At 70.3% G+C, this 26913-nt stretch carries 23 protein-coding genes; 11 read left to right on the top strand and 12 right to left on the bottom strand.

Going from position 1 to position 26913, the window contains the following annotated elements; all coding sequences use genetic code 11:
• Positions 1–5: 5 nt before the first annotated feature.
• The 6 genes from K6753_RS01140 to K6753_RS01115 all read right to left on the bottom strand — a co-directional run bounded on the left by K6753_RS01140 (position 6) and on the right by K6753_RS01115 (position 6065).
• A complete protein-coding gene (locus tag K6753_RS01140; RefSeq protein ID WP_223674347.1) occupies positions 6–635 on the bottom strand; it encodes a ParA family protein in 630 nt (209 codons plus the stop codon).
• A gap of 86 nt (positions 636–721) precedes the next feature.
• Positions 722–1966, bottom strand: coding sequence for a hypothetical protein (locus tag K6753_RS01135; RefSeq protein WP_223674346.1), 1245 nt, complete (start codon positions 1964–1966; stop codon positions 722–724).
• Positions 1967–2026: 60 nt separating this feature from the next.
• On the bottom strand, positions 2027–2935 hold the full coding sequence (locus tag K6753_RS01130; protein WP_223674345.1) for an AEC family transporter: 909 nt from the start codon (positions 2933–2935) through the stop codon (positions 2027–2029).
• 50 nt (positions 2936–2985) lie between these two features.
• The gene (locus K6753_RS01125) at positions 2986–4593 is read right to left on the bottom strand and encodes a putative 2OG-Fe(II) oxygenase (RefSeq protein WP_223674344.1); all 1608 of its coding nucleotides are present in this window, start codon (positions 4591–4593) and stop codon (positions 2986–2988) included.
• Positions 4590–5303 carry a 2OG-Fe(II) oxygenase gene (locus tag K6753_RS01120; RefSeq protein WP_223674343.1) on the bottom strand — a complete coding sequence of 238 codons (714 nt, stop codon included), beginning with the start codon at positions 5301–5303 and terminating at the stop codon, positions 4590–4592. The genes K6753_RS01125 and K6753_RS01120 overlap by 4 nt, the downstream gene beginning before the upstream one ends.
• A 132-nt stretch (positions 5304–5435) precedes the next feature.
• The gene (locus K6753_RS01115) at positions 5436–6065 is read right to left on the bottom strand and encodes a tetratricopeptide repeat protein (RefSeq protein ID WP_223674342.1); all 630 of its coding nucleotides are present in this window, start codon (positions 6063–6065) and stop codon (positions 5436–5438) included.
• A gap of 249 nt (positions 6066–6314) precedes the next feature.
• On the opposite strand from K6753_RS01115, the gene K6753_RS01110 reads away from it, so the two are divergent.
• On the top strand, positions 6315–10016 hold the full coding sequence (locus K6753_RS01110) for an indolepyruvate ferredoxin oxidoreductase family protein (RefSeq protein ID WP_223674341.1): 3702 nt from the start codon (positions 6315–6317) through the stop codon (positions 10014–10016).
• 394 nt (positions 10017–10410) lie between these two features.
• On the opposite strand, the gene K6753_RS01105 is transcribed toward K6753_RS01110, so the two are convergent.
• Positions 10411–11244 (bottom strand): hypothetical protein, encoded by an 834-nt coding sequence (locus K6753_RS01105; RefSeq protein WP_223674340.1) that lies wholly within the window; start codon positions 11242–11244, stop codon positions 10411–10413.
• Between the two features lie 169 nt (positions 11245–11413).
• Positions 11414–12028: a DUF938 domain-containing protein gene (locus K6753_RS01100; RefSeq protein ID WP_223674339.1), complete on the bottom strand. Its 615-nt coding sequence runs from the start codon at positions 12026–12028 to the stop codon at positions 11414–11416.
• A gap of 276 nt (positions 12029–12304) precedes the next feature.
• Here K6753_RS01100 and K6753_RS01095 point away from each other — a divergent pair, with 276 nt between their 5' ends.
• The 8 genes from K6753_RS01095 (at position 12305) to K6753_RS01060 (ending at position 19145) form a co-directional block, all read left to right on the top strand.
• Positions 12305–12805: a hypothetical protein gene (locus K6753_RS01095; RefSeq protein WP_223674338.1), complete on the top strand. Its 501-nt coding sequence runs from the start codon at positions 12305–12307 to the stop codon at positions 12803–12805.
• A 73-nt stretch (positions 12806–12878) separates the two neighbouring features.
• Complete coding sequence (locus K6753_RS01090; RefSeq protein WP_425492031.1) at positions 12879–15359, top strand: DEAD/DEAH box helicase; 2481 nt, start codon at positions 12879–12881, stop codon at positions 15357–15359.
• A gap of 241 nt (positions 15360–15600) precedes the next feature.
• Positions 15601–16533 carry a ribonuclease H-like domain-containing protein gene (locus K6753_RS01085; protein WP_223674337.1) on the top strand — a complete coding sequence of 311 codons (933 nt, stop codon included), beginning with the start codon at positions 15601–15603 and terminating at the stop codon, positions 16531–16533.
• Between the two features lie 56 nt (positions 16534–16589).
• Positions 16590–16991 carry an I78 family peptidase inhibitor gene (locus K6753_RS01080; protein ID WP_223674336.1) on the top strand — a complete coding sequence of 134 codons (402 nt, stop codon included), beginning with the start codon at positions 16590–16592 and terminating at the stop codon, positions 16989–16991.
• Positions 16992–17081: 90 nt separating this feature from the next.
• Entirely contained in the window at positions 17082–17393 is a 312-nt protein-coding gene (locus K6753_RS01075) for an I78 family peptidase inhibitor (protein WP_223674335.1), read from the top strand.
• Between the two features lie 25 nt (positions 17394–17418).
• Positions 17419–17928 (top strand): I78 family peptidase inhibitor, encoded by a 510-nt coding sequence (locus tag K6753_RS01070; RefSeq protein WP_223674334.1) that lies wholly within the window; start codon positions 17419–17421, stop codon positions 17926–17928.
• A gap of 348 nt (positions 17929–18276) precedes the next feature.
• The gene (locus K6753_RS01065; protein WP_223674333.1) at positions 18277–18711 is read left to right on the top strand and encodes a guanyl-specific ribonuclease; all 435 of its coding nucleotides are present in this window, start codon (positions 18277–18279) and stop codon (positions 18709–18711) included.
• The gene (locus tag K6753_RS01060; protein WP_223674332.1) at positions 18708–19145 is read left to right on the top strand and encodes a barstar family protein; all 438 of its coding nucleotides are present in this window, start codon (positions 18708–18710) and stop codon (positions 19143–19145) included. Before K6753_RS01065 ends, K6753_RS01060 begins: the two co-directional genes overlap by 4 nt.
• Positions 19146–19150: 5 nt before the next feature.
• Here the strand turns inward: K6753_RS01060 and K6753_RS01055 are convergent, their stop codons facing one another.
• The 4 genes from K6753_RS01055 to glyQ all read right to left on the bottom strand — a co-directional run bounded on the left by K6753_RS01055 (position 19151) and on the right by glyQ (position 24219).
• On the bottom strand, positions 19151–19384 hold the full coding sequence (locus K6753_RS01055; RefSeq protein ID WP_223674331.1) for a hypothetical protein: 234 nt from the start codon (positions 19382–19384) through the stop codon (positions 19151–19153).
• Between the two features lie 97 nt (positions 19385–19481).
• Positions 19482–20615: a DNA topoisomerase IB gene (locus K6753_RS01050; RefSeq protein WP_223674330.1), complete on the bottom strand. Its 1134-nt coding sequence runs from the start codon at positions 20613–20615 to the stop codon at positions 19482–19484.
• 296 nt (positions 20616–20911) lie between these two features.
• On the bottom strand, positions 20912–23080 hold the full coding sequence (glyS, locus tag K6753_RS01045; protein ID WP_223674830.1) for a glycine--tRNA ligase subunit beta: 2169 nt from the start codon (positions 23078–23080) through the stop codon (positions 20912–20914).
• A gap of 227 nt (positions 23081–23307) precedes the next feature.
• On the bottom strand, positions 23308–24219 hold the full coding sequence (gene glyQ, locus K6753_RS01040; protein ID WP_223674329.1) for a glycine--tRNA ligase subunit alpha: 912 nt from the start codon (positions 24217–24219) through the stop codon (positions 23308–23310).
• A 141-nt stretch (positions 24220–24360) separates the two neighbouring features.
• On the opposite strand from glyQ, the gene K6753_RS01035 reads away from it, so the two are divergent.
• Positions 24361–26148: a GspE/PulE family protein gene (locus K6753_RS01035; RefSeq protein WP_223674829.1), complete on the top strand. Its 1788-nt coding sequence runs from the start codon at positions 24361–24363 to the stop codon at positions 26146–26148.
• A 13-nt stretch (positions 26149–26161) separates the two neighbouring features.
• A complete protein-coding gene (locus K6753_RS01030; protein WP_223674328.1) occupies positions 26162–26884 on the top strand; it encodes a glutamine amidotransferase in 723 nt (240 codons plus the stop codon).
• The last annotated feature ends 29 nt before the right edge of the window (positions 26885–26913 follow it).

The following is a 26913-nucleotide window of genomic DNA, read 5'->3' as shown; positions in this document are numbered from 1 at the left end:
TGGTGCTACTTGCGCAACCAACGCAACAGCGGCTGCCAGTCGGCCTGGTGCTCGCGCACCTGCATGGAGTGGTAGTCGAACAGGCTCTTGCCCAGCGACGTCATGACCACGTAGGCCTGGCTGTCGCGCAGCTGCGCCACCACCGGGTACGGCCAGGCCTTGAGCAGGTCGACCGCCTGCTGCGAGGCGTTTGTCCACGGCTTGAGCTTGTTGCCGACCAGCCCGACGCGCAGCTCGCCCTTGCGCACCCGCGGGTGGCGCGCCAGCGTGTCCAGGAACGGCACGGTCGCCTCGATGTCCAGCGTGGACGGCTGCACCGGCACGACCACGGCGTCGGCGATCTCCAGGAACGTGTCCAGGTCATCGGCCATCGCGCCGGCGCGGGCGTCCACCACCACGCGCTGGGTGTCGTCGGGCAACTGCTTTTTCCAGGCCTTGCGGCGGGTGCCGTCCAGCGGCAGCACGGCCGACTCGAGCCCCGCGCGCCGCTGCGCCCAGCGCGTGGCCGAGCCCTGCGGGTCGGCATCGACCAGCGCGGTATTGAATCCGTCGAGCGCCGCCTGCGCGGCGAGGTGCGTGGCGATGGTGGTCTTGCCCACCCCGCCCTTGGAACTGGCCACCAGCACGGTCTTCATCGAGCCCCCTTGGTGTCGCGCCGAGCCGGCGCGGCCGGTCCCGCAGCCTACACCGGCGCGATCAAGGCGGTCATCACGGAATGCCGTCAGCCTCCCGGCGGCGGCCGGCCGGTCAGGATGAGGCTGCGGTGGGTCGGGTGGTCAGGCAGCCAGCCGGCGGGCATGGTGATGCCGCGGCGTTGCAGCAGGCGTTCGCCGGCCACGAGTTCGCCCAGGCGCCAGCTGTCCAGCAGGTAGGTCAGGTCGGCCCTCGATGCTGCCTGCTGGTGTACCCAGGAAAACCGGCGCAGCCGCTCCTGCAGGCGGCGTCTCTGGACAGGGTCGCCTGTGAGTTGGATCAGTTGCGGCAATGCGATGGCATGGGCGATCACCGTGTCGCTGGCCGCCAGATGCTGCAGGACGCGGTGGCAGCGGGCCATGCGCGCCTGCGTCACGTGGGCCGCGCCGCATGTCTGGCCAAGTGCGGCGAAAGGCGGAATGTTCTGCGCGGCGGCAATGCCACCTACCAGCACCGCAGACAGTTCTGCAGCTGAGCCCGATCCGTCCTGGCCCAGACCCGACATTTTCAACAGTCCTGTGCGGAGCGCCTCGTCCATGGGAGGCAGCGCAATGCTTTCCAACACTTCAAGCAGTTCCAACGCAGCCGCGCCATACCTCATGTCGTAGTAATCGGCGTTCGCTGCGCGGGTCAGCCAAGCATCAAGGGTCGCTACGTCGCCTGCGTTGAACGCACGGTCCATGGCCAGCAAAGCGCCCCGCGCGTTGTTCGGCTCGATAAGCGCCAGCTGGAGCTCCGCAGCTGTAGGGTCACAGCCGGCCGCCGGTACGTGACAGTTCATTGCCTCCAGCCAGGCCAGTTGTGCATCGTCGGGCGCCCGCTCTCGTGCCAAGCGAAGGATTTCCATCGAGTCCTGGTGGTGCCGCTGCATCGCGGCCTCGAGGTACTCCGGGTCCTGGCTCCGGGACTTGTCGAACCACTCGGTCGAAGGCATCAGGAGGTAGGCGTGGTGCAGGCTGCGCGCGTCGCCGCGCTCGATCAGTAACTCGACGTGGCGCGCAATGCGCCGGCTGTACTGCTCCCACCACTCTTCAGTACGCGCCTCCATCTCGAGTTCCGCGTTCGTGGGGACGCGCTCGTGGAAGAGAGCGGCCTGCGCGGAATGTGAACCGTCGGCGGAGGCGGCGCGCGGGACACCAGTTTCCGTGTTCGCGTCGGCCGTGACGTATTCCCCTGCGTCATCGCCCACGCCACCGCCGCCCGGCGCGTTCGCCAACAGCAATACCAGTAGCAGCAGTACCCCAGTTCCGCCAACCGCGGCCGTCCATCGCATCCTCGACTCCATGTCAGCTCCCCGTGCTCGATCTCGCACCATAACGGTACGACACGCCGCCTACCCCACCGCCACCCGCGCCCAAAGCGGCAACGTGACCAGTGACAGCAGCAGCCCGTAGCCCACCATCGCCGCGGCCAGGCGCGGCGCCATTCCTTGGGCGATGGCGAGTGCGCCGGCGGTCACCATCGAGGGCATCGCCGCCTCGAGCACCGTGGTGCGCGCCATGTCGCCGCTCATCCCCAGCATCGGTACCAGCAGCAGCGCCAATGCCGGCATCACTGCGAGCTTCAGCGCCAGGCCGGCGGCGAGCGGTTTGAGTTCATCGCGCGGCAATGCGAACCGCACCGACAGGCCGATGGTCAGCATCGCCAGCGGCAACAGCGCTTCGGACAGGCGCAGCAACGCGCCGTCGATCCACGAGGGCGGCGATGCCGGCATCACCGTCAACCCGACCACCAGCGCCCACAGCGGCGGGAACAGCAGCACCTTGCGCGCCATCTCGCGCGGCGACGGGACGGCCTCACCGCCATAGCGCGCCAGCACCCAAAGACCGAACGTGGACATGATCAGGAACGCGCCGAACTGGTCGTACACCACCGCATACGGCAATGCGTCCTCGCCGATCAGCGCCCGCGTCAGCGGGTAGCCGAGGAAGCTGGTGTTGCCCAGGGCGACGGTGAGCAGCAGCACCCCGTGCTGGTCACGACGCAGCTTCAGCACCCGCGCCAGCGCGCCGACGGCCAGCACCGTGGCGACCAACAGCAACCACGGCACCGCGGCCACGCCCAGCAGCGCCGCCGACAGTTCCAGCCGCGGCGCATACCGCAGCACCGCCGCCGGCAAACACACGTACAGCACCACCAGCGTCAACGCCTGCGCGGCGTCGGCCGGCAGCGCCTTCAACCGCTGGAACAACACCCCAAGCACCAGCATCGCCAGCACCAGGGCGAACGCGTCGAACGCCATCGCTCACTCCTTGTCGAAGTGCGATGGTGCCCTGCCGGGCGCAGGCGCGCTCACACCGCCGCCAGATCGAAGGAAATGCTGATGCGCTCGCCGTCGCCGCTGTACGGCAAGGTGCGGTGGAACAGGTAGGACGGGAACAGCAGGAGGTCGCCGACCACCGGCCGCTCGACACGGACCCGGGTGTCGTGGGGCGGCAGGCTGCCGTAGGGGCGACCGAACTCTATCCAGCCCTGGTGGTCGTCCTGCACGGCGGGCGGAAGTTCCACGTAGTACGCCCCCGACAGCCAGGAGTCTTCGTGGATGTGGGTGTCGATGTAGCCCGCGCCGCTCGCCCGCGTGGCCCACACATGAAGGCGGTAGCGGTCGGGGACGCCGTGCAGGAACGCGTCGTGCGGGTCACGGTGCAGGCCGGCGATGAAGGCGTCGATGGCCTCGCGCAGCATGCTTTCGAAGCCCAGGATCGCGGGGGTCCGGTCGGCGAGGAGGTCGCCGCTCAAGTAGGCCTGCCGCGCGGCCAGGCCGGCGGGCTCCCAGCGCTGGCGACTGTGCGCACGGATGTCGTCGGCAAGCGCGCGGTGGAAAGCCGCCGCGTCCGCGAATGCCGGCGGCACGCCCAGCGCCACGCGGGTGACGTGGCGGTCCAGACCGAGGAACCCGGCGCCCGCGTCCGCGCCCCGGTGGCATGCGAGCGCCACCCCCATGTGGGCGATTACCCGTTGATCGCCCGGGCACGCATCCAGCATCGGTTCCAACATGTCCAGCGCGGCGGCCGCACGGCCGGCGCTGAGCAGCGCGATGGCGTGCTGGCGCTGGAGCACGGTCGTCGTCAAGCCGCGCGCCGCCGCTTCTTCGAATGTACGGACCGCGGCTGCCGGATCCCCGTTGAACACCTGCTGCTCACCCAGCCACTGCACCGCCTCCTTGTCCATCGGATCCAGCTGGACGGCCTTGCGTGCGTAGGCCTCCGCGCGCGCTCCGTCTCCCCGCTTGCGGTGCAGCAAAGCGGCCGCACGGTGCGCCGCCGCGTGGGCGGGTGCCAGGGCCAGTGCCCGTGACGCGGCCTGGAGGCCGGCGTCGAGCGACGCTGCATCGAACAGGTTGGACAGCAGCAGCGCGAGGGCCACGTGCACCTCCGCGCCATCCGGTTGGAGCGACACTGCCTGGCGCGCTGCCGCGATCGCTTCCGGATACGCCTGCACCGCGCCATGGGCGGCCGCCAGGTTGCTCCATGCCTCCACCCACGCGGGTTGCAGCCGCGTGGCCGTGGCGAACCCCTCGCAGGCCTCGTCGTACTGGCCCGCGGCATACGCGGCCGTAGCCAACCGGAACGCCGCGCGCGCGTCCGATGGCAAGCCGGCGACGGCCTGCCTGAGCCAGGGCAACGCGGCCTGCGCATCCCCGCCATTCAACAGCGCGGTGCCCAGGTCCAACGCCGCGGGGACATCGTCGGGCCGCAACTGCAAGGACCGCCTGAACGCTTCATTGCCTGCCGCCGACCGGCCCAGCGCGTGCTCGATGACCCCGAGCATGCGCCACGCGTCGAACTCATCGGGTTCGGCCTCGACGGTGGCGCGCGCATGCTCGGCCGCAACGGCCACCCGGCCCTGCTGCAGTGCCTGCCACGCAACCTGCAGGCGACGTCGCGTCCCGGGTGTCATCCGAGCCACCAGCCGGTAATGGCCAGGCGCTCCTCCTCCGCCCACGGCGCCACGAGGCTGACCGCATGGCCGGTGGGCACGGCGAAAACCGACATCGAGTTCCAACGTGGCTGGAACGTGTCGACGATGCGGCCTTCTCCGTCGATGAACTGCAACAGCCCGCCCCAGTCGGCCTGCCAACGGCGCGTCAGGTTGAGCACGTACGCGAAGCGGCGTCCTTCGTGGCTGTCGATGTCGGTGTGGTAGCGCAGGAAATGGCCGCGCCGGTAGCGGGTGGCCTGTGCATTGATCCGACGGATGCCCGTGTCGCCGGCCAGCGCCCGGGCGAACGCCAGGTAGTCGGGTGAATTGAAAAGCTCCAGCACCCGATGCAGCAGCAGGCCGGGATCCCGGCCCTCCTGGTAGGCGCGCACCATCATGTAGCTGTCGTAGGCGAACCGGAACGCAGCGTCCCCGGTCTGGCCGGCGGCATCGGCGGCACCCGCCAACAGGGCATCGACCTCCCCACCGGACATGCCGCGGTAGCGCGCGTGCTCGAGGGTGCGGGCGCCATCGCGATCGCGGATGGCGAGCGTCCAGGGAACCTCATCGGCCAGGCACTGGTGGAGGCGCTCGGCGGCCTCGGGCTGCAGGACGTCGGGAACCTGGATCCGCCCGAGTCCGGCCAGCCGCTCGCGCCAAGCCGCAATGTCCAGCGCGGGGTTGATCATCGGAAGGCTCCGGTCACCAGGGGCGCGGCGCGGTGCCGCACACGCTCGAAAGGCGGGAGCGATGCTAACGCGTCCGGGACCACCGGGCGCGACGCCGATCGGGCCCGGCAACAGGCCGGGTGTACGACGCAATCAGGGGTACGCGGGCGGATCGGCAGCCCAGGCGGCGTGCACCTCGGCCAGGCGCGCGCGCTCGGACGGCGTCCAGTCGGCCAGCAGCACGTCGTAGCGGGACGTGTCACGCCACTGTTGGGGCTCGGTGCGAACCGCGGCGGCATACCACTGCACGGCCTCGTCCTTGCGATCGACCGACCACAGCGCGAGCGCCAGCGTGTGCGGCATCCAGCTTGCGGTCACGCCGCGTGACGTCACCAGCTCATGCCAGGCCTGCAGGGCGCCCTGGGCGTCGCCCGCGCGGTACAGGTCCCAGCCCTGGTTCCACTTGATGGGTCGCCAGATGGCGTCGCGGGCGTCGATGCCCGTCAGTGCGCGCTGGTACAACGCACGACCCACTTCGTCGCGGCCGGCCTCCATGGCGAGGTGGGCCAGCTGCGCGGCTTCTTCGCGGGCCCGCGGGTCGCGCTCGATGATCGCCAGCAATTTGGCCATGGCCGCTTCGCCGGACTCCTTCACCGGTTCGATCGGCTGGGCGGCGTTGGCATCGGCGTCGAAATAGAACTCGGCCGGTCGCGGAAACGTCTGGGCGGCGGCGGTGCCCGCGGCGGCGAGCGCCACGGCAAGTACGAGATTGCGAAGCTGCATCGGTATTCCCCCTGTAACGCCCGCCCATTCTAGACCGTACGGGTCGGCGGCGTTCCGGCTGGTACAATTCCGGGGCTTTGCCCGGGCATTTCGACATCGGTCCGACACGGTAGCGGCCACCGCGCCGGCGACTTGAGCGCCGGGACCCGCCCCGCCTCCGCGCCATGCCGCCGACCGGCCCGCAGCGCACCTTTGCATCGCACACCACCCGCCCAGCCACCCCGCGGCCACGCCGCGCCGGAGCCACGCATGACCAGCACCGCCGAACTCAGCTCGCCGTCCTCGGCGAACACCCAGCTCACCCAGGGCGTGGTGGACCGGGACTACACCCTCGACCACAAGTACAGCCGCGAATCCGGCCGCATCTACCTGTCGGGCGTGCAGGCGCTGGTGCGCCTGCCGCTGATGCAGCGCATGCGCGACGCCGCCGAGGGCCTGGACACGGCCGGCTTCATCTCCGGCTACCGCGGCAGCCCGCTGGGCGGGTTCGACCTGGAGCTGTGGCGCGCGCGCAAGCACCTGGAAGGTGCCGGCGTGAAGTTCACCCCCGGCCTGAACGAGGACCTCGGCGCGACGATGGTCTGGGGCACGCAGCAGACCGGCCTGTTCCCGGGCGCCAGGCACGATGGCGTGTTCGGCATGTGGTACGGCAAGGGCCCGGGCGTGGACCGCTGCGGCGACGTGTTCAAGCACGCCAATGCCGCCGGCACCGCGCCGCGCGGTGGCGTCCTCGCGCTGGCCGCCGACGACCACGCCTGCCGCAGCTCCACCCTGCCGCACGGCTCCGAGCACGAGTTCGTCTCGGCGATGATGCCGGTGCTCAACCCGGCCGGCGTGCAGGACATCCTCGACATGGGCCTGGTGGGCTGGGCGATGAGCCGCTTCACCGGGCGCTGGGTCGGCTTCAAGACGATCGCCGAAACGGTGGAGTCCTCGGCCTCGGTCGACGTCAACCCGCTGGCGCGCCGCATCGTGCTGCCGGAGGACTTCGAGATGCCGGCCGGCGGCCTCAACATCCGCTGGCCCGACCCGCCGCTGGAGCAGGAAATGCGCCTGCACCAGTACGCGGTCAAGGCCGCGCAGGCCTTCGCGCGCGCCAACGGCATCGACCGCCTGGTGATCGACCCGGCGCAGGCGCGCCTGGGCATCATCACCACCGGCAAGAGCTACCTGGACGTGCTGCAGGCGCTGGAGTACCTGGGCCTGGACGAGCGCGCCTGCCTGGACCTGGGCATCCGCATCTACAAGGTCGGCATGACCTGGCCGCTGGAGCCGGTCGGCCTGCAGCGCTTCGCGCGCGGGCTCGACGACATCCTGGTGGTGGAGGAGAAGCACGCCTTCATCGAGAGCCAGATGAAGGAGTCGATGTACAACTGGGCCGGCAGCGCACGGCCGAGCATCGTCGGCAAGTACGACGAGCACGGCGAGTGGATCTTGCCGTCCACCGGCGAACTCACGCCGGCGCGCATCGCCCGCGTCATCGCCGGGCGCATCAACAAGTTCCACCAGTCCGAGCGCATCGAGCAGGTGCTGGCGTGGATCGCGCAGAAGGAAGGCGAGCTCGCCCTGCCGCGCGCGCAGTTCCCGCGCGTGCCGCACTACTGCTCGGGCTGTCCGCACAACACCTCGACCGTGGTGCCGGAAGGTTCGCGCGCACTGGGCGGCATCGGCTGCCACTACATGGTCACGTGGATGGACCGCTCCACCGACACCTTCACCCACATGGGCGGCGAAGGCGTGACCTGGGCTGGGCAGGCGGCGTTCACCGACACCCCGCACGTGTTCCAGAACCTCGGCGACGGCACCTACTTCCACTCCGGCAGCCTGGCGATCCGCCAGTCGGTGGCGGCCGGCGTCAACATCACCTACAAGATCCTCTACAACGACGCGGTCGCCATGACCGGCGGCCAGCCGGTGGACGGCACGCTGAGCGTCCCGCAGATCGCCCACCAGGTGCGCAGCGAGGGCGTGGACACCATCGTGCTGGTGTCGGACGACATCGCCAAGTGGAACAAGCGCGAGATCTTCCCGTCGGGCGTGGAGTTCTTCGACCGCAAGGAGCTCGACGACGTGCAGAAGCGCCTGCGCGAGGTCCGCGGTACCAGCGTGCTGATCTACGACCAGACCTGCGCCACCGAGAAGCGCCGCCGCCGCAAGCGCGGCAAGATGGTCGACCCGCAGAAGCGCGTGGTCGTGAACTCGCTGGTGTGCGAAGGCTGCGGCGACTGCGGCAAGAAGTCGTTCTGCGTATCGGTGCTGCCGAAGGAAACCGAGTTCGGCCGCAAGCGCGACATCGACCAGTCCAACTGCAACAAGGACTACTCCTGCGTCAATGGCTTCTGCCCCAGCTTCGTGACCGTCGAAGGCGGCCGCCTGCGCAAGCAGAAGGGCAGCACCGCCGCCGACCGGCTGGCGAACCTGCCGATGCCCGTCCTGCCGGCGCTCGAGCGCCCCTGGAACATCCTGATCACCGGCGTCGGTGGCACCGGCGTGGTCACCATCGGCGCCCTGCTGGGCATGGCCGGGCACCTGGAGGGCCGCGGTTCCAGCGTGCTCGACCAGACCGGCCTGGCGCAGAAGGGCGGCGCGGTCACCACGCACATCCGCATCGCGAAAACGCCGGCCGACATCCACGCCGTGCGCATCGCCGCCGGCGAGGCTGACCTGGTGCTGGGCTGCGACATGGTGGTGGTCAACGACTACTGGGCGCTGTCGAAGGTCCGCGCGGGGCGCTCCAACGTCGTGCTCAACAGCTATGAGGCGATGCCGGGCACGTTCACCACGCGCCCGGACATGGAGTTCCCGGCCACCGACATCATCGATGCGGTCCGCAAGGCACTGGGCGACAGCGCGAAGGACGGCCTGCACGTGGTCGACGCCACGCAGCTGGCCACCGCGCTGATGGGCGATGCGATCGCCACCAACCTGTTCATCCTCGGCTACGCGTGGCAGCAGGGCCTGGTGCCGCTGTCGCTGGACGCGATCATGCGCGCGGTCGAGCTCAATGGCGCCGCGGTCGAGATGAACAAGACCGCGTTCGCCTGGGGACGCCTGGCGGTGGTCGACATGCCGGCGGTGATGCAGTCCGCCGGCCTGGTGCGCAACGCACAGACCACGGCCGAAGCCACGCCGCACGCGCTGCCGATGCTGCCGGCCGGCGAGTGGGAAGGCCACGAGTGGGGCGCTAACGCCGCGCCCGCGCCGCTGCGCAACGAGGACGAGCTGCGCCACGTGCCCGCGCACGCAGCTGGCGACAACGTCGCGTTCCTGCCGCTGGACGACGCGCGCCTGTCGCGTTCGCTGGACGAACTCATCGCGCGCCGCGTGGCATTCCTGACCGATTACCAGGATGCAAAGTACGCCAAGCGCTACGCCGACTTCGTGGCGCGCGTGCGCAAGGCCGAGGCCGAGCGCGCGCCGGGCAGCACCGACCTGACCGAGGCCGTGGCGCGCTACGCGTTCAAGCTGATGGCCTACAAGGACGAGTACGAAGTCGCGCGCCTGTACACCAGTGGCGAGTTCCAGCGCCGCATCGCGCAGCAGTTCGAAGGCGACTACACGCTGAAGTTCCACCTCGCCCCGCCGATCATGGCCAGGAAGGACGACCGGGGCCGCCTGATCAAGCGCGAGTTCGGGCCGTGGATGCTGAAGGCCTTCGGCGTGCTGGCGAAGTTCAAGGGCCTGCGCGGCACCGCGCTGGACATCTTCGGCCGCACCGAGGAGCGCCGCATGGAGCGGCGCCTGATCGAGGAGTACTTCACCACCGTCGACGGGCTGCTGGGCACGCTGGACCGCGGCAACGTGGACTTGGCGGCGGAGATCGCCTCGATCCCCGAGCACATCCGCGGCTACGGCCACGTCAAGGAAGACCACCTGCACACCGCAAAGGCACGCGAGGCCGAACTGCTGGCGCAGTGGAACAATCCGCTGCGGGTGGTGCAGGTGGCCTGACGGCTCGCCGACCAAGAAAAAAAGTCGCCGCCCACGAGAAAGCCCCGCGCATGCGGGGCTTTTTTTTGCGATGCCGGCACCCGGTCATGCCGAAACTGGCGCCCCTGTAGGAGCGGTTTCAGCCGCGATCGCAACCCTCCAGACGCCTTCGGTATTCGGTCCCGATGTAGGAGCGACGTAAGTCGCGATCACGGGTTACCGGAGCTGCGCGGTCGCGACTTACGTCGCTCCTACAAAGGGCCTCTCGACAATCCCGGCGGGGGAAAACGTTGCAATCCGGCTCCGGGCTTCGCGGCTGAAGCCGCTCCTACAGATGCGACAACCCAATGGATTTGCCATGCGGACGCCGGTCGGAATCCATCCGCCCGGCGTCCGGTGCACCTACGCGTTCCGATCAACGGACCCGGAACAACCCGCTGCCCGCCGGGGCGTTCTCGTTGTAGTCCGGGATCTGGTCGTACGGCGAGTTCACCGTGTCGATGTACGGGGAGGTGAACGCCTCGCGCACACCGGCGCGGGCGCGCTCCCAGTCCAGGCGGGAGCCGCCGCTGTGGCGCTGCCAGTCCTGCGCGAGTTCGCGCTCAAGAGTGTCGTCCCAGTCACGGTCCGCATAGCGCGTCTTCGCCAGCACGCCATAGCGGTAGGCCGGCCGGTAGTCGTCGAAGGTCTCGTCCTGCGCCTTGTAGTCCGCCTGCTGGAAGCGTTCCTGGAAGTGCTGGTCGGCGGCCGCGTAGGTGTTGTGGGTGAGGTCGGCGCGGCCCCAGGAATCGCGGACGGCCGGCTTGGCCTGGTCCCAGTCCAGGCGGGACTGGCCGCGGGCCTGCTCCCACTTGCTGCGCAGCTCGCTTTCGGACTGCTCGAAGCCGCGGCTGCCGTACTGCTCGCGCGCCTGCAGGCCGAAGCCGTAGGCCGCGGAGTAGTCGCGGTCGTAATCGAACGTGGTGGTGTCGGCGTACGGGCGATCGGCATGCGCCTGGCGCCAGTACTCGACCTCACCGGTCGGGTCGATGCGCTCGGCCATGCCCTTGCCCGCGGCCGCGCCGGCGATCACGCCGACACCGGCGCCGACCAAAGTGCCGATCGGGCCGAATACGGTACCGGCCAGCGCGCCGGCCGCGGCGCCACCGGCCGCGCTGCCGACGCCGACGCCGACCGGGTGCGATCCGGGTTCACCGGTGACGGGGTCGCGGTTGAGGTCGCGGTGCGCGGTGTCTTTGTTCGAGGTCATGGCAGTGCTCCTGATGGGGACGCCGGACGTGCCGGCCGGGGGAGCGGCCACCCTCGCGCAGCGGCGGTTAAACGCACGTCGCCATCGGGTGATCGGACGATGATGGCGCGCGTTCCGGTTGAACGGTTCAGTCGGCGCCTGCTGTCCAACGATGGGCGCGCACCCGTATTCAGCCCGCGCGCCGCCAGACCAGGCAGCGGTTGTTGGCGGGCATCTCCACGTCCTCCACCAGCGCCAAGCCGATCCCACGCGCCAGCGCATCCACCGCTTCGAAGTCGCGGATGGCTGATCGCGGATCGCGCGCCTTCAGCCAGGCGTCGAACTCGCGGTTGCTGTCGCTGGTGTAGTCGCCGCCGTAGTTGAACGGCCCGTAGACCACGAGCACCGCGTCCGCCGCCAGCGTGCGGTCCAGTCCGGCAAAGAACGCTTCGACTTCGGGCCAACCCATGATGTGCAGCGTGTTGGCGCTGAAGGCGGCATCGAAGCGCGTGCCGTTTGCAGACCCGGGCCACGGTCCCGTCGCCACGTCCAGCTCGACCGGCGCCGGCGTGTTGGGTAACGCAGCATGGTCCAGCCACGCGCGGATGCCCGGCAGGTACTCGGCGCGGTCGCTGCACTGCCAGCGCAGCCACGGCATCGCCGCGGCGAAGTGGACCGCGTGCTGGCCGGTGCCGCTGCCGATCTCGAGCACGTGGCGGCGCTCGGCGAAGTGACGCTGGAGCACGGCGAGGATGGGCGCGCGGTTGCGCTCGCAGGAGGGGGCGTTGGGAAGGGCGTCGGGCATGGGCGCTTTGAATCTTTAGAGTGGGGACGTAGTGGGAGCGGAGACGTAGTGCCCTCCCCCTGCGACTGCAGGGGGAGGCTGGGAGGGGTGCTTTGAGACTACATCGCTCGGAAGCACCCCTCCCCAACCCTCCCCTGCAAGCAGGGGAGGGAGCAGTGATGCATTGGTGGGTTAGTTCAGCGCGAATAATGGGAGTTGCAGAACTCGCCGAGAGCATGCCCGGAACTGCACGACGATACTGGGCGCCGCCCCCGAACCGGCAACGCGTCCGTACCGATGCACCCCTTCGAATTCACTCCCTCGCTGATCCTGCCGATTGCCCGGGGTGACTGGCCGCCGCCGACGGCGCCCGTCACGCTCGACGGCATCACCTTGCAGCCCAAGCCGGAGCTGCACGTCACGCTGGTCGGCACCTCCCTGGGAGAGGAGCTGCTGCGGTCGGTCGCTCGGCCGCTGCTGCACGACACCGTGGCCCGCGCCCTGGCCACACACGACACCCACCCGCTGCGGACCGGCGTCCTGCACCTGCTGCGCAAGCCCTTCGACGAGCACGGAGGATGCGGCATGGCGCACTCGCTCATCGAGTACGTGCACCTGCCCGCGATGGCACCGCTGCACGCGGCCCTGGGCCGCCTGCTCGGCCGCCAGCTGCCGGTGCCACCGCCGCACGTGACGCTGTACACGGCCGGCGATGACCGCGGCATCGGCGTGCCCAGCCCGACGCGGCTGCGTGCGCTGTGCGTGCGCCTTGTGGAGCCATCCGAACTGGAGCGCTGACGACGCCAGTCTCATCCGGTGCGACGCCCCTCGGGCTCACTGCCCGCCTTCGGCGGGATGGGTGGAGATGGGCATGGGGCACGCACTGGCACGACGGGTGGACGACGAGCAGCAGGCGCTGGCCCTGCCCGGCGATGGCCGTCGCGCAGGCGACGGCGGTGCGCTGACGCAGGCGCTGGAGCGCCGCTACGCCGACCGCATCACCGGCAGCTTCACGATCCCCGGCCGCGAGGGCCGCTACGCGCCGATCCCCGACGACGTGCCCGAGGCACTCGCCTCGGCGCTGCGCGCACGCGGCATCGACCGCCTCTACGCGCACCAGGCCGAGGCGTGGGACGCGACGCAGCGCGGCGAGCACGTCGCCATCGTCACGCCCACCGCCTCGGGCAAGTCGCTGTGCTACACGCTGCCCGTCGCCGCGTCGGTGATGAATGCGCGGAGCACGGGCGGCGCGGCCAAGGCGCTCTACCTGTTCCCGACCAAGGCGCTGGCGCAGGACCAAGTGGCCGAGCTGCTGGAGCTCAACCGCGCCGGCGATCTCGGGCTGAAGGCCTTCACCTTCGACGGCGACACGCCCGGCGATGCGCGCCAGGCGATCCGCCTGCACGGCGACATCGTCGTGTCCAACCCGGACATGCTCCACCAGGCAATCCTGCCGCACCACACCAAGTGGGCGCAGTTCTTCGAGAACCTGCGGTTCGTCGTGATCGACGAGGTACACACCTACCGCGGCGTGTTTGGCAGCCACGTCGCCAACGTGCTGCGCCGGCTCAAGCGGATCTGCGCGTTCTACGGCGTGCGCCCGCAGTTCATCCTGTGCTCGGCGACGATCGGCAACCCGGCCGAGCACGCACGCGCGCTGATCGAGGACCGCGTGCACGCGATCACCGAGTCAGGCGCGCCCACCGGCGACAAGCACGTGCTGCTGTGGAACCCGCCGGTGGTGAACCCCGACCTCGGCCTGCGCGCGTCGGCGCGATCGCAGAGCAACCGCATCGCGCGCATCGCGATCAAGTCCGGGCTGAAGACGCTGGTGTTCGCGCAGACCCGGCTGATGGTCGAGGTGCTGACCAAGTACCTCAAGGACATCTTCGACAACGACCCGCGCAAGCCTGCACGCATCCGCGCCTACCGCGGCGGCTACCTGCCGACCGAGCGGCGCGAGGTCGAGCGATCGATGCGGGCCGGCAATGTCGACGGCATCGTCAGCACCTCGGCGCTGGAGCTGGGCGTGGACATCGGCGCGCTGGATGTCGTCGTGCTCAACGGCTACCCGGGCACGGTGGCGGCGACGTGGCAGCGCTTCGGTCGCGCTGGGCGCCGGCAGCAGCCCAGCCTGGGGGTGATGGTCGCCAGCAGCCAGCCGCTGGACCAGTACGTGGTGCGGCACCCGGACTTCTTCGCCGATGCCTCGCCCGAGCACGCGCGAATCGCGCCGGACCAGCCGCTGGTGCTGTTCGACCACATCCGCTGCGCCGCCTTCGAGCTGCCCTTCACCACGCGCGAGATGTTCGGACCGATCGACCCGTCGGTGTACCTGGAGGCGCTGGCCGAGACCGAGGTCGTGCATCGCGAGGGCGAGCGCTGGGAATGGATCGCCGACAGCTATCCGGCCAACGCGGTGTCGCTGCGTTCGGTGGCCGACGGCAACTTCGTGGTGGTGGACCGCAGCGACGGGCGCCAGACCATCATCGCCGAGGTCGACTACTCCGCCGCCGCGCTCACCCTGTACGAAGGCGCGATCCACATGGTGCAGTCCACGCCCTACCAGGTGGAGCGGCTGGACTGGGAAGGCCGCAAGGCGTTCGTGACGCGCACGTTCGTCGACTACTACACCGACTCGATCGACTACACCAAGCTCAAGGTGCTGGAGCGCTTCGACGGCTGCGCGGCCGGCCAGGGCGATGCGCAGCACGGCGAGGTGCACGTGGTGCGGCGCGTGGCCGGCTACAAGAAGATCCGCTACTACACCCACGAGAACATCGGCTACGGCCCGGTCAACCTGCCCGACCAGGAGCTGCACACCACCGCGGCGTGGTGGCAGCTGCCGCAGCCGGTGCTGCTGTCCTGGTTCGCCTCGCGCCAGGACGCGCTGGACGGGTTCCTGGGCGCGGCGCACGCCCTGCACGTGGTGGCGACGGTGGCGGTGATGGCCGACGCGCGCGACCTGCAGAAGGCGGTCGGCAACGGCGACGGCGCGTGGTTCGCCACCGCCGATGCCAAGGGCCGCGGCCAGCTGCGCGGCGTGAAGGGCGGCAACACGCTGGTGCCCGGTGGCGCGGACGACGAAACGCTGGAATCGTGTCGCCATTTCGTGCCGACCGTGTACCTGTACGACAACTTCCCCGGCGGCGTCGGCCTGAGCGAACCGCTGTGGACGCGGCAAGAAGAACTGGTGCGGCGCGCGGCCGAGCTGGTCGAGCGCTGCGACTGCCGCGCCGGGTGCCCGGCGTGCGTCGGGCCGGTGCTGGCGGCCGACGAAGGCCGCGAGGAGGCCACGCCGAAGTCGCTTGCGCTGCGGGTGCTGGGGTTGCTCGTGGATAACGCGGCATGAGCCCGCGTTGCACTCACTGCTGTAGGAGCGGCTTCAGCCGCGATCTGGAACCGGCCGCCCGTCCATTCACCCGATCGCGGCTGAAGCCGCTCCTACAACAGCGTGCAGGTGAACGATTGGGCCGCGTTCCTCCACTCCTCTGTAGGAGCGACGTGAGTCGCGACCGCGGCGCGTGTTCGGCTGGCTTGCAGGTTGCGACTCACGTCGCTCCTAGAGGAATCGCGCTGCCCAGGGGCCACGCATGAGCGTCACCCTGGAAAAACTGCGCGCGCTGAAACGGCAGGCCGGGACCGCGTCACCGGCTGGGCCTGCGCCGCCCGCGCCATCGCACTCGGCCCCGGCCGCTTCGATACCGCCGGCCCACACACCGGCCGCCAACGACGGCGCGGCCACGACCTCGATCGATACCCTGCGCCGGCTACTCGGCGTGCGCGAGCGCAAGCCCTTCGTCACCGTTCCGCGCGGCCCGGTCGACCGCACGCTGCCGGGCGAGGAGATCGCCCCGGGCCTGCGCCTGATCGAGGCGCACCTGCCGTTGCCCACACCGCGCACGTCCCTCTCGCTCGCCTTCGCCAAGCGCGAGGGCGAGCACGTCGACCCACGCGCGCTCCTGTTCTTCGACACCGAGACCACCGGCCTGGCCGGGGGCACCGGCACGCGCGCGTTCCAGATCGGCGCAGCCGACTGGCACGTGCACCCGCTGCACGGCGACGGCCTGCGCGTGCGGCAATTGCTGATCACCACGCTGGCGGCGGAGCCGGCGATGCTGCGCGAGTTCGCGACGTGGCTGGCGCCGACCACCGTGCTGTCGAGCTACAACGGCCGCTGCTACGACGCGCCGCTGCTCAAGACCCGCTACCGGCTGGCGCGGCTGCCATGCCCGATCACGCCGCTGGATCACGTCGACCTGCTGTTTCCGACGCGCCGCCGCTACCGCGGTACGTGGGAGAACTGCCGGCTGGCGACCGTGGAGCGCGAGCTGCTGCAGATCGTGCGCGAAGACGACCTGCCGGGATCGCAGGCGCCGGCGGCATGGCTGTCGTACCTGCGCGGTGGTGCGTCGTCGTTGCTGCGCCGCGTGTGCGCGCACAACCACCAGGACGTGGTCACGCTGGCGCGTTTGATGCAGCGGCTGGTGGAGGTGCACGAGGCGGAGTCCAACGCCGCGGGTTGACGCGACCGCAACGCACCGGCGCGCACACTTCGCCCCGTCGCCGTGCTGGAACCCCGATGTCCGCTTCGCCCCCGAACCTGTCCCGTATGTCGCTGGCCCTGCTGCTGGCGACAGCATCCACCGCGTGCGCACCCGATTCGATGACCGATGCCGCCACCGCCACGCGCGCATCCGCGCCCACCGTGGACAGCGTCGCGTCCGTGGACGACCACGCGGATCAGCGCCCCGCGGTCTCCAGCGATTCCGACGACGCGCGCAGCTGCGACGCCGCGCGCGTGGACGCACTGGCCGGGCACGCGGCGACACCATCCAACCTCGACCTGGCACGGGAACTGAGCGGTGCCGACAGCGTCCGCGTGATCGGGCCTGGTGAACCGGTGACGGCGGACTACAGTGCGTCGCGGCTCAACCTGGAAGTCGACGACAACGACGTGATCCTGCGCGCCGCCTGCGGCTGAACGCGACGGTTTTCCGTCTTCATGCGCTCCACACGTGGCCGCCGGCAGGCTGCCGCGGTCCGAATCCATGCGATCCGCCGGAGCGTTGCCATGAACCGCAGTGCCTTCTCCTTGCCTGCCCTGCCCGCCCTCGTACTCGCGTTGTCGGTTGGCGCGTGCGCCACCATGGCGCCGCCGCCGAGCGCGAACCCGGTCGAAGGGCCCTGCAACGCGGAAGGCGCACGCTGGGCCATTGGCCAGGCGGTGAACGACGACGTGGTCAATCGCATCCTGCGCGACACCAACAGCCGCGACGCACGCGTGCTGGAGCCGGGCGACGCCGCGACCATGGACTACCGCCCTGACCGCATCAACGTCGACGTCAACGACCGCGGCGCGATCACCGGGCTGCGCTGCGGCTGACCTCGCGCCCCAACAGGAGCCGACCATGCGCCACGCCCATGTCCTCGCCCTGCTGCTGCCGCTGATGCTGGGTGCCTGCGCCGATCGCGCGGGCGACGCCGCCAGTACGGAGGACGCCATGCAGACCGCTTCCGATACGAACGCCGCCGGTGACGACCTTGCCGGTGATGGCGCGGCACCGGCCACCGCTTCAGACAGTGCGTCGTCCGGTACTCCTGCCGATACCCGACGCGGCGTCTCCGCACCCGCACCGACCGAAATGCCGACCGACCCGGCCGAAGCCGACCGCGCCAGTGCACCGCCGATGTCGGACCCGCTGCCACCGACGCGCCGCACCTGCAATGCCGATGCGGCCGCCGGCCATGTCGGCAGCGAAGCCACCCCGGCCGTCGTGTCGGCCGCGCAGCGCGATGCCGGCGCCAGCACCGCCCGCGTGCTCAAGCCGGGGCAGATGGTCACGATGGAGTACATCGAGGGTCGGTTGAACATCGACGTGGACGCCAACAACGTCATCACCGGTATTCGTTGCGGCTGAGACTTTGCATCAGCCCAGTGAGGCTGGCTTGCCTTTGTAGGAGCGACGTAAGTCGCGACCGTGGTGCCGCGTAGGCGCCGCTACTGGCTGATCGCGACTTACGTCGCTCCTACACGCGCTCGGGTCCGTCCGCGTCACGAACCAAACTACGCCGTTGTAGGAGCGGCTTCAGCCGCGAACCAGAACCTGTTTCCTCCGCGCCATGCGATCGCGGCTGAAGCCGCTCCTACAGAAGGCGGAAACGCATCCCGATGGAAGCGGCCGTCCACCTGCTCCAGCAGCCGCCAACACCACACCCGCGTCTGCGTGCAGCGCTAGACTCCCCCCGTTGCCGCCACCGGACCCGCCGTGCGCCGCACCTCCGTCATCATCGTGATCGCCCTGCTCGCCGGCCTGTGGTTCTGGCTGCAGCCGGCGCCGATACAGCCACCGGTCGAACAGGTCACGACCATCCACGGAGGCGAGGCCCGGCCGCCGTCGGGCGACACGCGTGCGACACACCTGCCGGATTGGCTACCGGCCGAGGCCCGGCCGGTGCTGGCCGCGATCGAACGCGGCGGCCCGTACGCCTACCCACAGGACGGCGGCACCTTCCAGAACCGCGAGCGCCTGCTGCCGCAACGACCCCGCGGTTACTACCGAGAGTTCACCGTCGACACGCCGGGTTCGCGCGACCGCGGCGCGCGCCGGATCGTGACCGGCGGCGATCCACCGGTCGAGTACTGGTACACGGCCGACCACTACCGCAGCTTCCGTAGCTTCCATCCGGACGTGGCTCGATGAACCCCATCGACGTGCGCGCGCTGCTGGCCGACCCCGTCCAGGCCGGCACCTACTTCGTCGATGCGCGCGACCGCGACGCCCTGGCGGAGGCGGCGACGGCGCTGGATTTTGCCGTCGTGCCGATCGACCTGCAGGGCTGCAAGGGCAAGGACGACGCCATTGCCCGGATCGCCGCCGCGCTGCGCTTCCCGGACTGGTTCGGCGGCAACTGGGATGCACTGGCCGACAGTCTCGGCGACCTGTCGTGGTGGTCGGCGCCGGGGCACCTGCTGCTGTTCGTCCATGCCGACGCGTGGCGCGAGGCCAACGCCGACGACGCGCAGACGCTGGTGTCGGTGCTGGACGACGCTGCCGCCGCGTGGCGCGCGCGACGCCACCCGTTCTGGGCGCTGTGGCCGGTCCCGGCCGGCACGCTGGAGCAGTTCGAGCCCTGACGGCCTCAGACGCGGTCGTCGAGCCCCTTCACCCCGGCCTTCTTGGCGCAGTGCGCACAGCAGTAGAAGGTGCCGTCGTGTTCGCTGCCGTGTCCGATGATCCGGCAACCGCAGTGCGCGCAGCTCGGCGCCAGCGCGTGGATGGCGCATTCGAACGAGTCGAAGGTGCCACTGCGTTCGGGCGTGGTGACGGTGAACGCCTTGTCGTATTCGTTGCCGCAGACGTCGCAACGGGCCATGGCGGTGCTCCTGCGTCGGGGGGCCTGCGAGTGTCGTCCCGGACCCTGAATCGCACCGTGAAAACCCGCGCATTGCACGGACTGCGAGGACTGCGCGTCAGCGCGGGGTGCGTCGCGGCGACTTTGCGCTGCGCCGCGCCTCCCGGCGGGCGCGCTTGAGGAACTTCAGCGTGGCCGCTTCCCACTGGCGGGCGCCGCGCGCGTCGTTGGCCGCACGTGCCAGCGAGCCGTCGCGCCAGCCGGCCAGCACCGACGGGTCGACATACGCCTTGCGGCAGACCGCCGACGTGTTGCCCAGCACGTGCGCGACCTCGCTGATCACCGCCTTCTCCACGGCGCGCAGCGCGGTTTCGCTGGGCTCGTCGCCACGGGCGGGCTCGGGCAGCGGCGTGCCGGCAAAGCGCTGGAACGCCGCCAGCGTGCCGCCCCAGGTGCGGAAGTCCTTGGCGGTGAAGTCCTCGCCCATCGCCTCGCGCAGGTAGTCGTTGACGTCGCCCGAGCCCACCGGCTGCAGCGTGCCGTCGTCGTCGCGGTACTGGAACAGTGCCTGCCCGGGCAGCTGCTGGATCTTCCGGATCGCACGCGCCAGGCGCACGTCGTCCAGCTCGATGTCGTGCTCCAGCCCGGCCTTGCCGCGGAACTTCAACCGCGCGCGGCCGCCGCGCAGGAACGCGATGTGGCGGTTGCGCAGCGTGGTCAGGCCGAAGGACTTGTTGCTGCGGGCGTAGGTGTCATTGCCGACGCGGACGAGCGTCGCCGCCATCACGCCCACGGCGATCGCCAGCACCTTGTCGCGCGGGTAGCCCGGCAGTGCGAGGTCGCGCTTGAGCCGCCGCCGCAGCCGCGGCAGTGCTTCGCCGAACGCGATGATCCGGTCGAACTTGCCCTCGCCGCGCACGCGCTGCCACTCCGGATGGTAGCGGTACTGCTTGCGGTGGCGCGCGTCGCGCCCGGTAGCCTGCAGGTGTCCCTTCGGGTGCAGGCAGATCCAGACGTCGGTGTAGGCCGGCGGCACCGCCAGCGCGCGGATGCGTTGCAGTTCACCCGCATCGCGCACCGCCTGACCGGCCGGGTCGCGATAGCTGAAGCCGGTGCCGGAGCGCTGCCGCACGTAACCGGGATCGAGGTCGCTGACGTAGCGCAGGCCCGCGGCGCGCGCGTGCTCGATGGCCGCCCCGTTGCCGGCGGCGATGGGCGTGGCGGGTTTGGACGGGGCGCGGGAACTGGGCATCGCGCGAGGATCGGGATGCGGCCGTCAAGGTGGGGTGGAGTGGAATGGGGAGGACGCTTCACGCGCGGCCGCGCGGTCCCGATTCCGTCGTCCCGGCGAAAGCCGGGACCCATCGTGACGTTCGCCGGCTACCCACACCTCGAGGCGGCCGCGCGCGCATGTGTCACTGAATGGCCGCCTCCGAACGGTACGTCGCTGCTCGAAGATGGATCCCGGCTTTCGCCGGGATGACGGCAAGGGTGCGTCGATGTCCAGTCCGGGCGGGCCGCCAAGGCCACGCGCGACCGCACCTCGCCTCAGGCCGACAGGTGCTCGATGGCCGCGACGCTGCCCAGCCGGTCGCTGAGCCGCTTGAGCAGCGCGAGGCGGTTGGCGCGCACCGCCGGGTCGTCGGCGTTGACCATGACCTCGTCGAAGAAGCGGTCGACCTGCGGGCGCAGGCGCGCCAGCCGGCCGAGCACGGCGACGTAGTCGCGCGCGGCCAGCAGCGGGTCGGTGTCGGCGATGGCGGCATCGACGGCCTCGGCGAGTTCGCGTTCGGCGTCGTCGGAAAACAGCGCCGGGTTGATGGCCGTCGGCACCTCGCCTTCGACCTTCTTCAGGATGTTGCGGCTGCGCTTGTTGGCAGCGGCGAGCGCTTCGGCCTCGGGCAGCGCGGCGAATTCGACGAGGGCCTTGAGGCGGCGGTCGAAGTCTGGGAGGGAGCCGGCCGACGATGCGCCGGCAGGGGCGTTCGCGGCTGAGGCCGCGCCTGCACTGCCGCCCACCACCGGGAACACCTGCACCACCGCCTCGAACTGCTGCGGCGTCACGCCCTGGTCGGCGTAGTAGCCGCGAAGGCGATCGAGGATGAAGTCGCGCAGGTCAGTGGCAGCCGACTCGGTGTTGGAATCGGCGGAAGGCTTCGCCGGCTGGGCGTCCAACGCGGCCTCGACCAATGGGTCCAACGCCGCGTCGACCCCGCCCTCAATCAACGTCCGCGCCAACCCCAGCGCATTGCGCCGCAGCGCGAATGGGTCCTTGTTGCCGGTCGGCTTCAGGCCGGCGGCAAACCCGCCGGCGAGCGTGTCCAGGCGCTCGGCGATCGCCAGCACCTGGCCGAGCTTCGACGGCGCGATGGCATCGCCGGCGAAGCGCGGCATGTAGGCCTCGTCGATGGCAGCAGCCAACGCGGTGCGCTGCTCCAGCGACAGCTCCGACAGCGCCGCGTCCTGCATCACGTAGTGGCGGCCGGCGATGCCCTGCAACTCCGGGAACTCGCCGACCAGGCGCGACTGCAGGTCGGCCTTGGACAGCTGGGCGGCGCGGCGCGCCAGTGCGGCGTCGACACCGACCTGCGGCGCAATCGCTTCGGCCAGCGCGGCCACGCGCGCGACCTTGTCGGCGACGGTGCCCAGCGCCTTCTGGTAGGTGACAGTGGCCAAGCCCTCGTTCATCGACGCCAGGCCCTGCTTCATGTCCTCGACGAAGAAGAACTTGGCATCACTGAAGCGCGGGCGGATGACGCGCTCGTAGCCCTTGCGGACCTCGGCTTCGTCCTTGGACTCGATGTTGGCGATACCGACGAAGTGCTCGCTCAGCCGGCTTTCGTTGTCCAGCACCGGGAAGAACTTCTGGTTGGTTTCCATCGTCGCGATCAGCGCTTCCTGCGGCACCGCCAGGAACTCGCGCTCGAAGCTGCAGACCACGGCCTTGGGCCATTCGACGAGGCCGTTGACCTCCTCGAGGATTCCGTCGTCGATGCGCGCCGTGCCGCCGGCGTTGCGTGCGGCGGCCTCGACTTCCGCGACGATGCGCGCGCGACGCTCCTCGGGATCGACCAGCACCTTCGCGCCACGCAGGGCATCGACATAGTCGTCCGCGCCGCCGATCCAGACCGGCTTGTCGTGCATGAAACGGTGGCCGCGGCTCATGCGGTCGCTGCGTGCGCCCAGCACCTCGGCGTCCACGATCTCGCCACCGAGCATCAGCACCAGCCAGTGCACGGGACGCGCGAAGCCATGCGCGTGCGCGCCCCAGCGCATCGGCTTGGGGATCGGCATGGCGGCGATGGCCTCGCGCACGATCTCGCCCAGCAACTCGGCGGTACGCGCGCCCGGCGTCCTTGAGCGGTGCACGAAGCGCTCGCCCTTGTTGTCGGTGGTCTTCTCGAGCGCGGTCCACTCGACGCCCGCCTTGGCGGCGAAGCCGGCCAGCGCGCGCGTCGGCTGGCCGTCGGCGTCCAGCGCGATGTTGAGGTACGGGCCCAGTACTTCCGAGTGCTGCTCCGGCTGTTCGACGGCCACGGCCGGCAGCACCACCGCCAGGCGGCGCGGCGAATACAGCGGCTTGGCCGCGCCGCGGTCGAAGGCGATGCCGCGCTTGGCCAGGCCATCAAGGACGCCGTCGAAGAACGCCTGCGCCAGCCCGGGCAGCGCCTTGACCGGCAGTTCCTCGGTGCCCAGTTCGACGAGCAGGGGAAGCATGGGCAGGGGTTGGGTGTCGGTCATGGCGTCGTCTTGTTGTCGCTTCTTTTTTTCCTTCTCCCGTTGGGAGAAGGTGCCCGAAGGGCGGATGGGGGTACGGCGGGGTGATCAGAATGATGCCGGGGCTATCGATCGTAGGCTGATGTAGTGCATCGGCAGTTCGCCAACCTCGCTTCGCCGAACCCTCTCCCCAGCCCTCTCCCGAGGGGAGAGGGGGCTAAAGGCTTCTACGCCGCCTTGGAAACCTGCTTCAACCCCGGGAACCCCAGCTTCTCGCGCTGCGCGAAGTACGCCTCGGCCACGCCCTGCGCGATCTTTCGGACCCGCAGGATGTAGCGCTGGCGTTCGGTGACGGAGATCGCGCGGCGCGCGTCGAGCATGTTGAAGCTGTGGCTGGCCTTGCACACCTGCTCGTAGGCCGGCAGCGGCAGGCCGAGTTCGGTGAGCTTGGCGGCCTCGGCCTCGCAGGCGTCGAAGCGGTGGAAGAGTTCTGCGACGTCGGCGTGTTCGAAGTTGTACGTGCTCTGCTCGACCTCGTTCTGGTGGTAGACGTCGCGGTAATACACCGGCGCGCCGTCCGGGCCATGGGTCCACACCAGGTCGAACACGTTGTCGACGTTCTGCAGATACATGCAGAGACGCTCCAGGCCGTAGGTGATCTCGCCCAGCACCGGCTTGCACTCGATGCCGCCGGCCTGCTGGAAGTAGGTGAACTGCGTCACCTCCATGCCGTTGAGCCACACCTCCCAGCCCAGGCCCCAGGCGCCGAGCGTCGGCGATTCCCAGTTGTCCTCGACCAGGCGCAGGTCGTGCACCAGCGGGTCCACGCCCAGCGCCTTGAGCGAATCGAAGTACAGCTCGACGATGTTGTCGGGCGAGGGCTTCATCGCCACCTGGTACTGGTAGTAGCGCTGCAGGCGGTTGGGGTTGTCGCCGTAGCGGCCGTCGGTGGGACGGCGGCAGGGCTGCACGTAGGCGGCGTTCCACGGCTCCGGGCCGAGCGCACGCAGGAACGTGGCCGGATGGAACGTGCCGGCGCCGACCTCCAGGTCGAGCGGCTGGATCAGCACGCAGCCCTGCTCGGCCCAGTAGGCGTTGAGGCGCTGGATCAGCTGCTGGAATGTGACCGCGTCGCTCATGGCGGAAAGGGCCGTGCGTGGGGGCGCGCTAGTATAGCGAGCGCCTTCACGGCGTCCGACCGCGCGCGGCGGGCACCGTCGCGCAGTCCCTTTTCCGCGATGCGCACCCGCAGGAGCGATGGCTTGAACGAGCCGCGACACGTGCCCGGCGAGGCCGCCCCGCCGGTGCCCTCCCGCCTCCCGCCCGGACGCCTGTCGCTGGCCCGGGTGGCCTCGGCACTTGCCGAGGACGGCCTGATCGCCAGCAGCGACGCCGAGCGCGTGCGCGGCACTGCCGCCGCCCGCCATCCCGGTGACGTGCACCCGCTGGTGCTGCTGGCCAACCTCAAGCTGGACTCGCGCCGCCACCCCGGCACCGAGCTGAGCCTGGAGCGCCTGACCGAATGGCTCGCGCACGAGACCGGCCACCGCTACCTGCGCATCGACCCCACCCGCGTGGATGTCGCCGCCGCGACCGCGGTGGTGTCGCACGCGTACGCGCGCCGGCACCGCATCCTGCCCCTCGCAGTCAGCCACGAGCGCGTGCTGGTCGCCACCAGCGAGCCCACCGACCTGGCGTGGTGGGACGATCTGCAGCACCTGACGCGGCGCCCGGTCGAGCTGGCGGTGGTCAACCCGCTGGACCTGCACCGCTACACGATGGAGTTCTTCGGCGTGACGCGGTCCGTGCGCGGCGCGCGCGAAACCCGCGACACCACCGGCATGCCCAACTTCGAACAGCTCATCGAGCTGGGGCGGGTCGGCGAGGTCGGCGCCGACGACCACCACGTGGTGCACATCGTCGACTGGCTGCTGCAGTACGCCTACGAGCAGCGCGCCTCCGACATCCACCTGGAGCCGCGCCGCGACATGGGGCGCATGCGCTTCCGCATCGATGGCGTGATGCACAAGGTGTTCGAGCTGCCACCCGCGGTGATGACCGCGGTGGTCAGCCGCATCAAGGTCTTGAGCCGCATGGACCTGGCCGAGCGCCGGCGCCCGCAGGACGGCCGCATCAAGACGCGCTCGCCGGGCGGGCGCGAGGTCGAGATGCGCGTCTCCACCATGCCCACCGCGTTCGGCGAGAAGTGCGTGATGCGCATCTTCGACCCGGACACCGCGATCAAGGACATCGGCCAGCTGGGTTTCAGCGCCGACGAGGCCGCCGGCTGGAACGCGCTGGTCGAGCGCCCGCACGGCATCGTGCTGGTCACCGGTCCGACCGGCTCGGGCAAGACCACCACGCTGTACTCGACGCTCAAGCGGCTGGCCACGCCGGACGTCAACGTGTGCAGCGTCGAGGACCCGATCGAGATGGTCGCTCCGGAGTTCAACCAGATGCAGGTGCAGCCGGGCATCGACCTGGACTTCGCCTCTGGGGTGCGCACCCTGCTGCGGCAGGACCCGGACATCATCATGATCGGCGAGATCCGCGACCTGGAGACCGCGCAGATGGCGGTGCAGGCCGCGCTCACCGGTCACTTGGTGCTGTCGACCCTGCACACCAACGATGCCGCCTCGGCGATCACCCGCCTGCTGGACCTGGGCGTGCCGCACTACCTGGTCGCCTCCACGCTCAACGGCGTGCTGGCGCAGCGGCTGGTGCGCACGCTGTGCCCGCACTGCAAGCGGCCGGCGACGCTGGACGCCGAGGACTGGCGCAGCCTGCTTGGCGACGCGCCGCCGCCCGCGGTCCAGCACCCGCATGCCGCGGTCGGCTGCCTGGAGTGCCGGCGCACCGGCTACCTGGGGCGGGTCGGGCTGTACGAGCTGCTGACCGTCACCCCGCGCCTGCGCGGCCTCATCCGCGCCGAGATGGACCTGGCGGCGTTCTCCCGGGTCGCCGGCGAAGAAGGCGTGCGCACCCTGCGGATGGCGGCGGCCGACAAGGTCGCGCTGGGGCTGACTACAATCGCCGAAGTCGTTTCCGTCCTACCGCCGAAAGACTGAACCCGCAGGTCCCATGCCCCCTTTCCTGATCCTGGAGACCGGCCAGCCGGTCGCCTCCATGCGCCGTTACCGCGGCTTCCCCCACTGGATCCGCGTCGCCGCCGGCCTGCACGAGGACGACACCGTCGCGGTCGACGTCCAGGGCGGTGAACCGCTGCCGCCGCGCGAGGGCTTCGCCGGCGTGATCGTCACCGGGTCCGGCGCGATGGTCACCGACCGCGCCGACTGGTCCGAGGCCAGCGCCGCCTGGCTGCGCGACGCCGCGCACGCCGGCACCCCGGTGTTCGGCATCTGCTACGGCCACCAGCTGCTGGCGCATGCGCTCGGCGGCGAGGTCGGCGACCACCCGGGCGGCCGCGAGATGGGCACGGTCGACATCCAGCTGCACCCGGCCGCGCAGGACGATCCGGTGTTCGCCCCGATCCCCGAGCGCTTCGCCGCGCAGGTCACGCACCTGCAGACGGTGCTGGCGCCGCCGCCGGGCGCCACCGTGCTGGCGCGGTCGGAGCACGATCCCTGCCACGCCTTCCGCTGGGGCGAGGCGGCCTGGGGCGTGCAGTTCCACCCCGAATTCAGCGCCACGCACATGCGCGGCTACGTGCACGCGCGCCGCGTCGCCCTGCAGCAGGAGGGGCACTGCCCGAAGACCATCACCCGCAACGTCCGCGCCGCCCCGGAGGCGCGCCGGGTGCTCAAGCGCTTCGTGCACCACGTCCGTGGGCTGCCGCGACGGTAGGGGCGGCGGTCGCCATCGCGTTTAAGATG

It is taken from the genome of Novilysobacter selenitireducens, from assembly GCF_020026895.1.
Lineage (GTDB): Bacteria > Pseudomonadota > Gammaproteobacteria > Xanthomonadales > Xanthomonadaceae > Lysobacter_C > Lysobacter_C selenitireducens.
The sequence above is the reverse complement of the archived record's forward strand: the minus strand, read 5'-3'. Positions and strand labels throughout refer to the sequence as shown.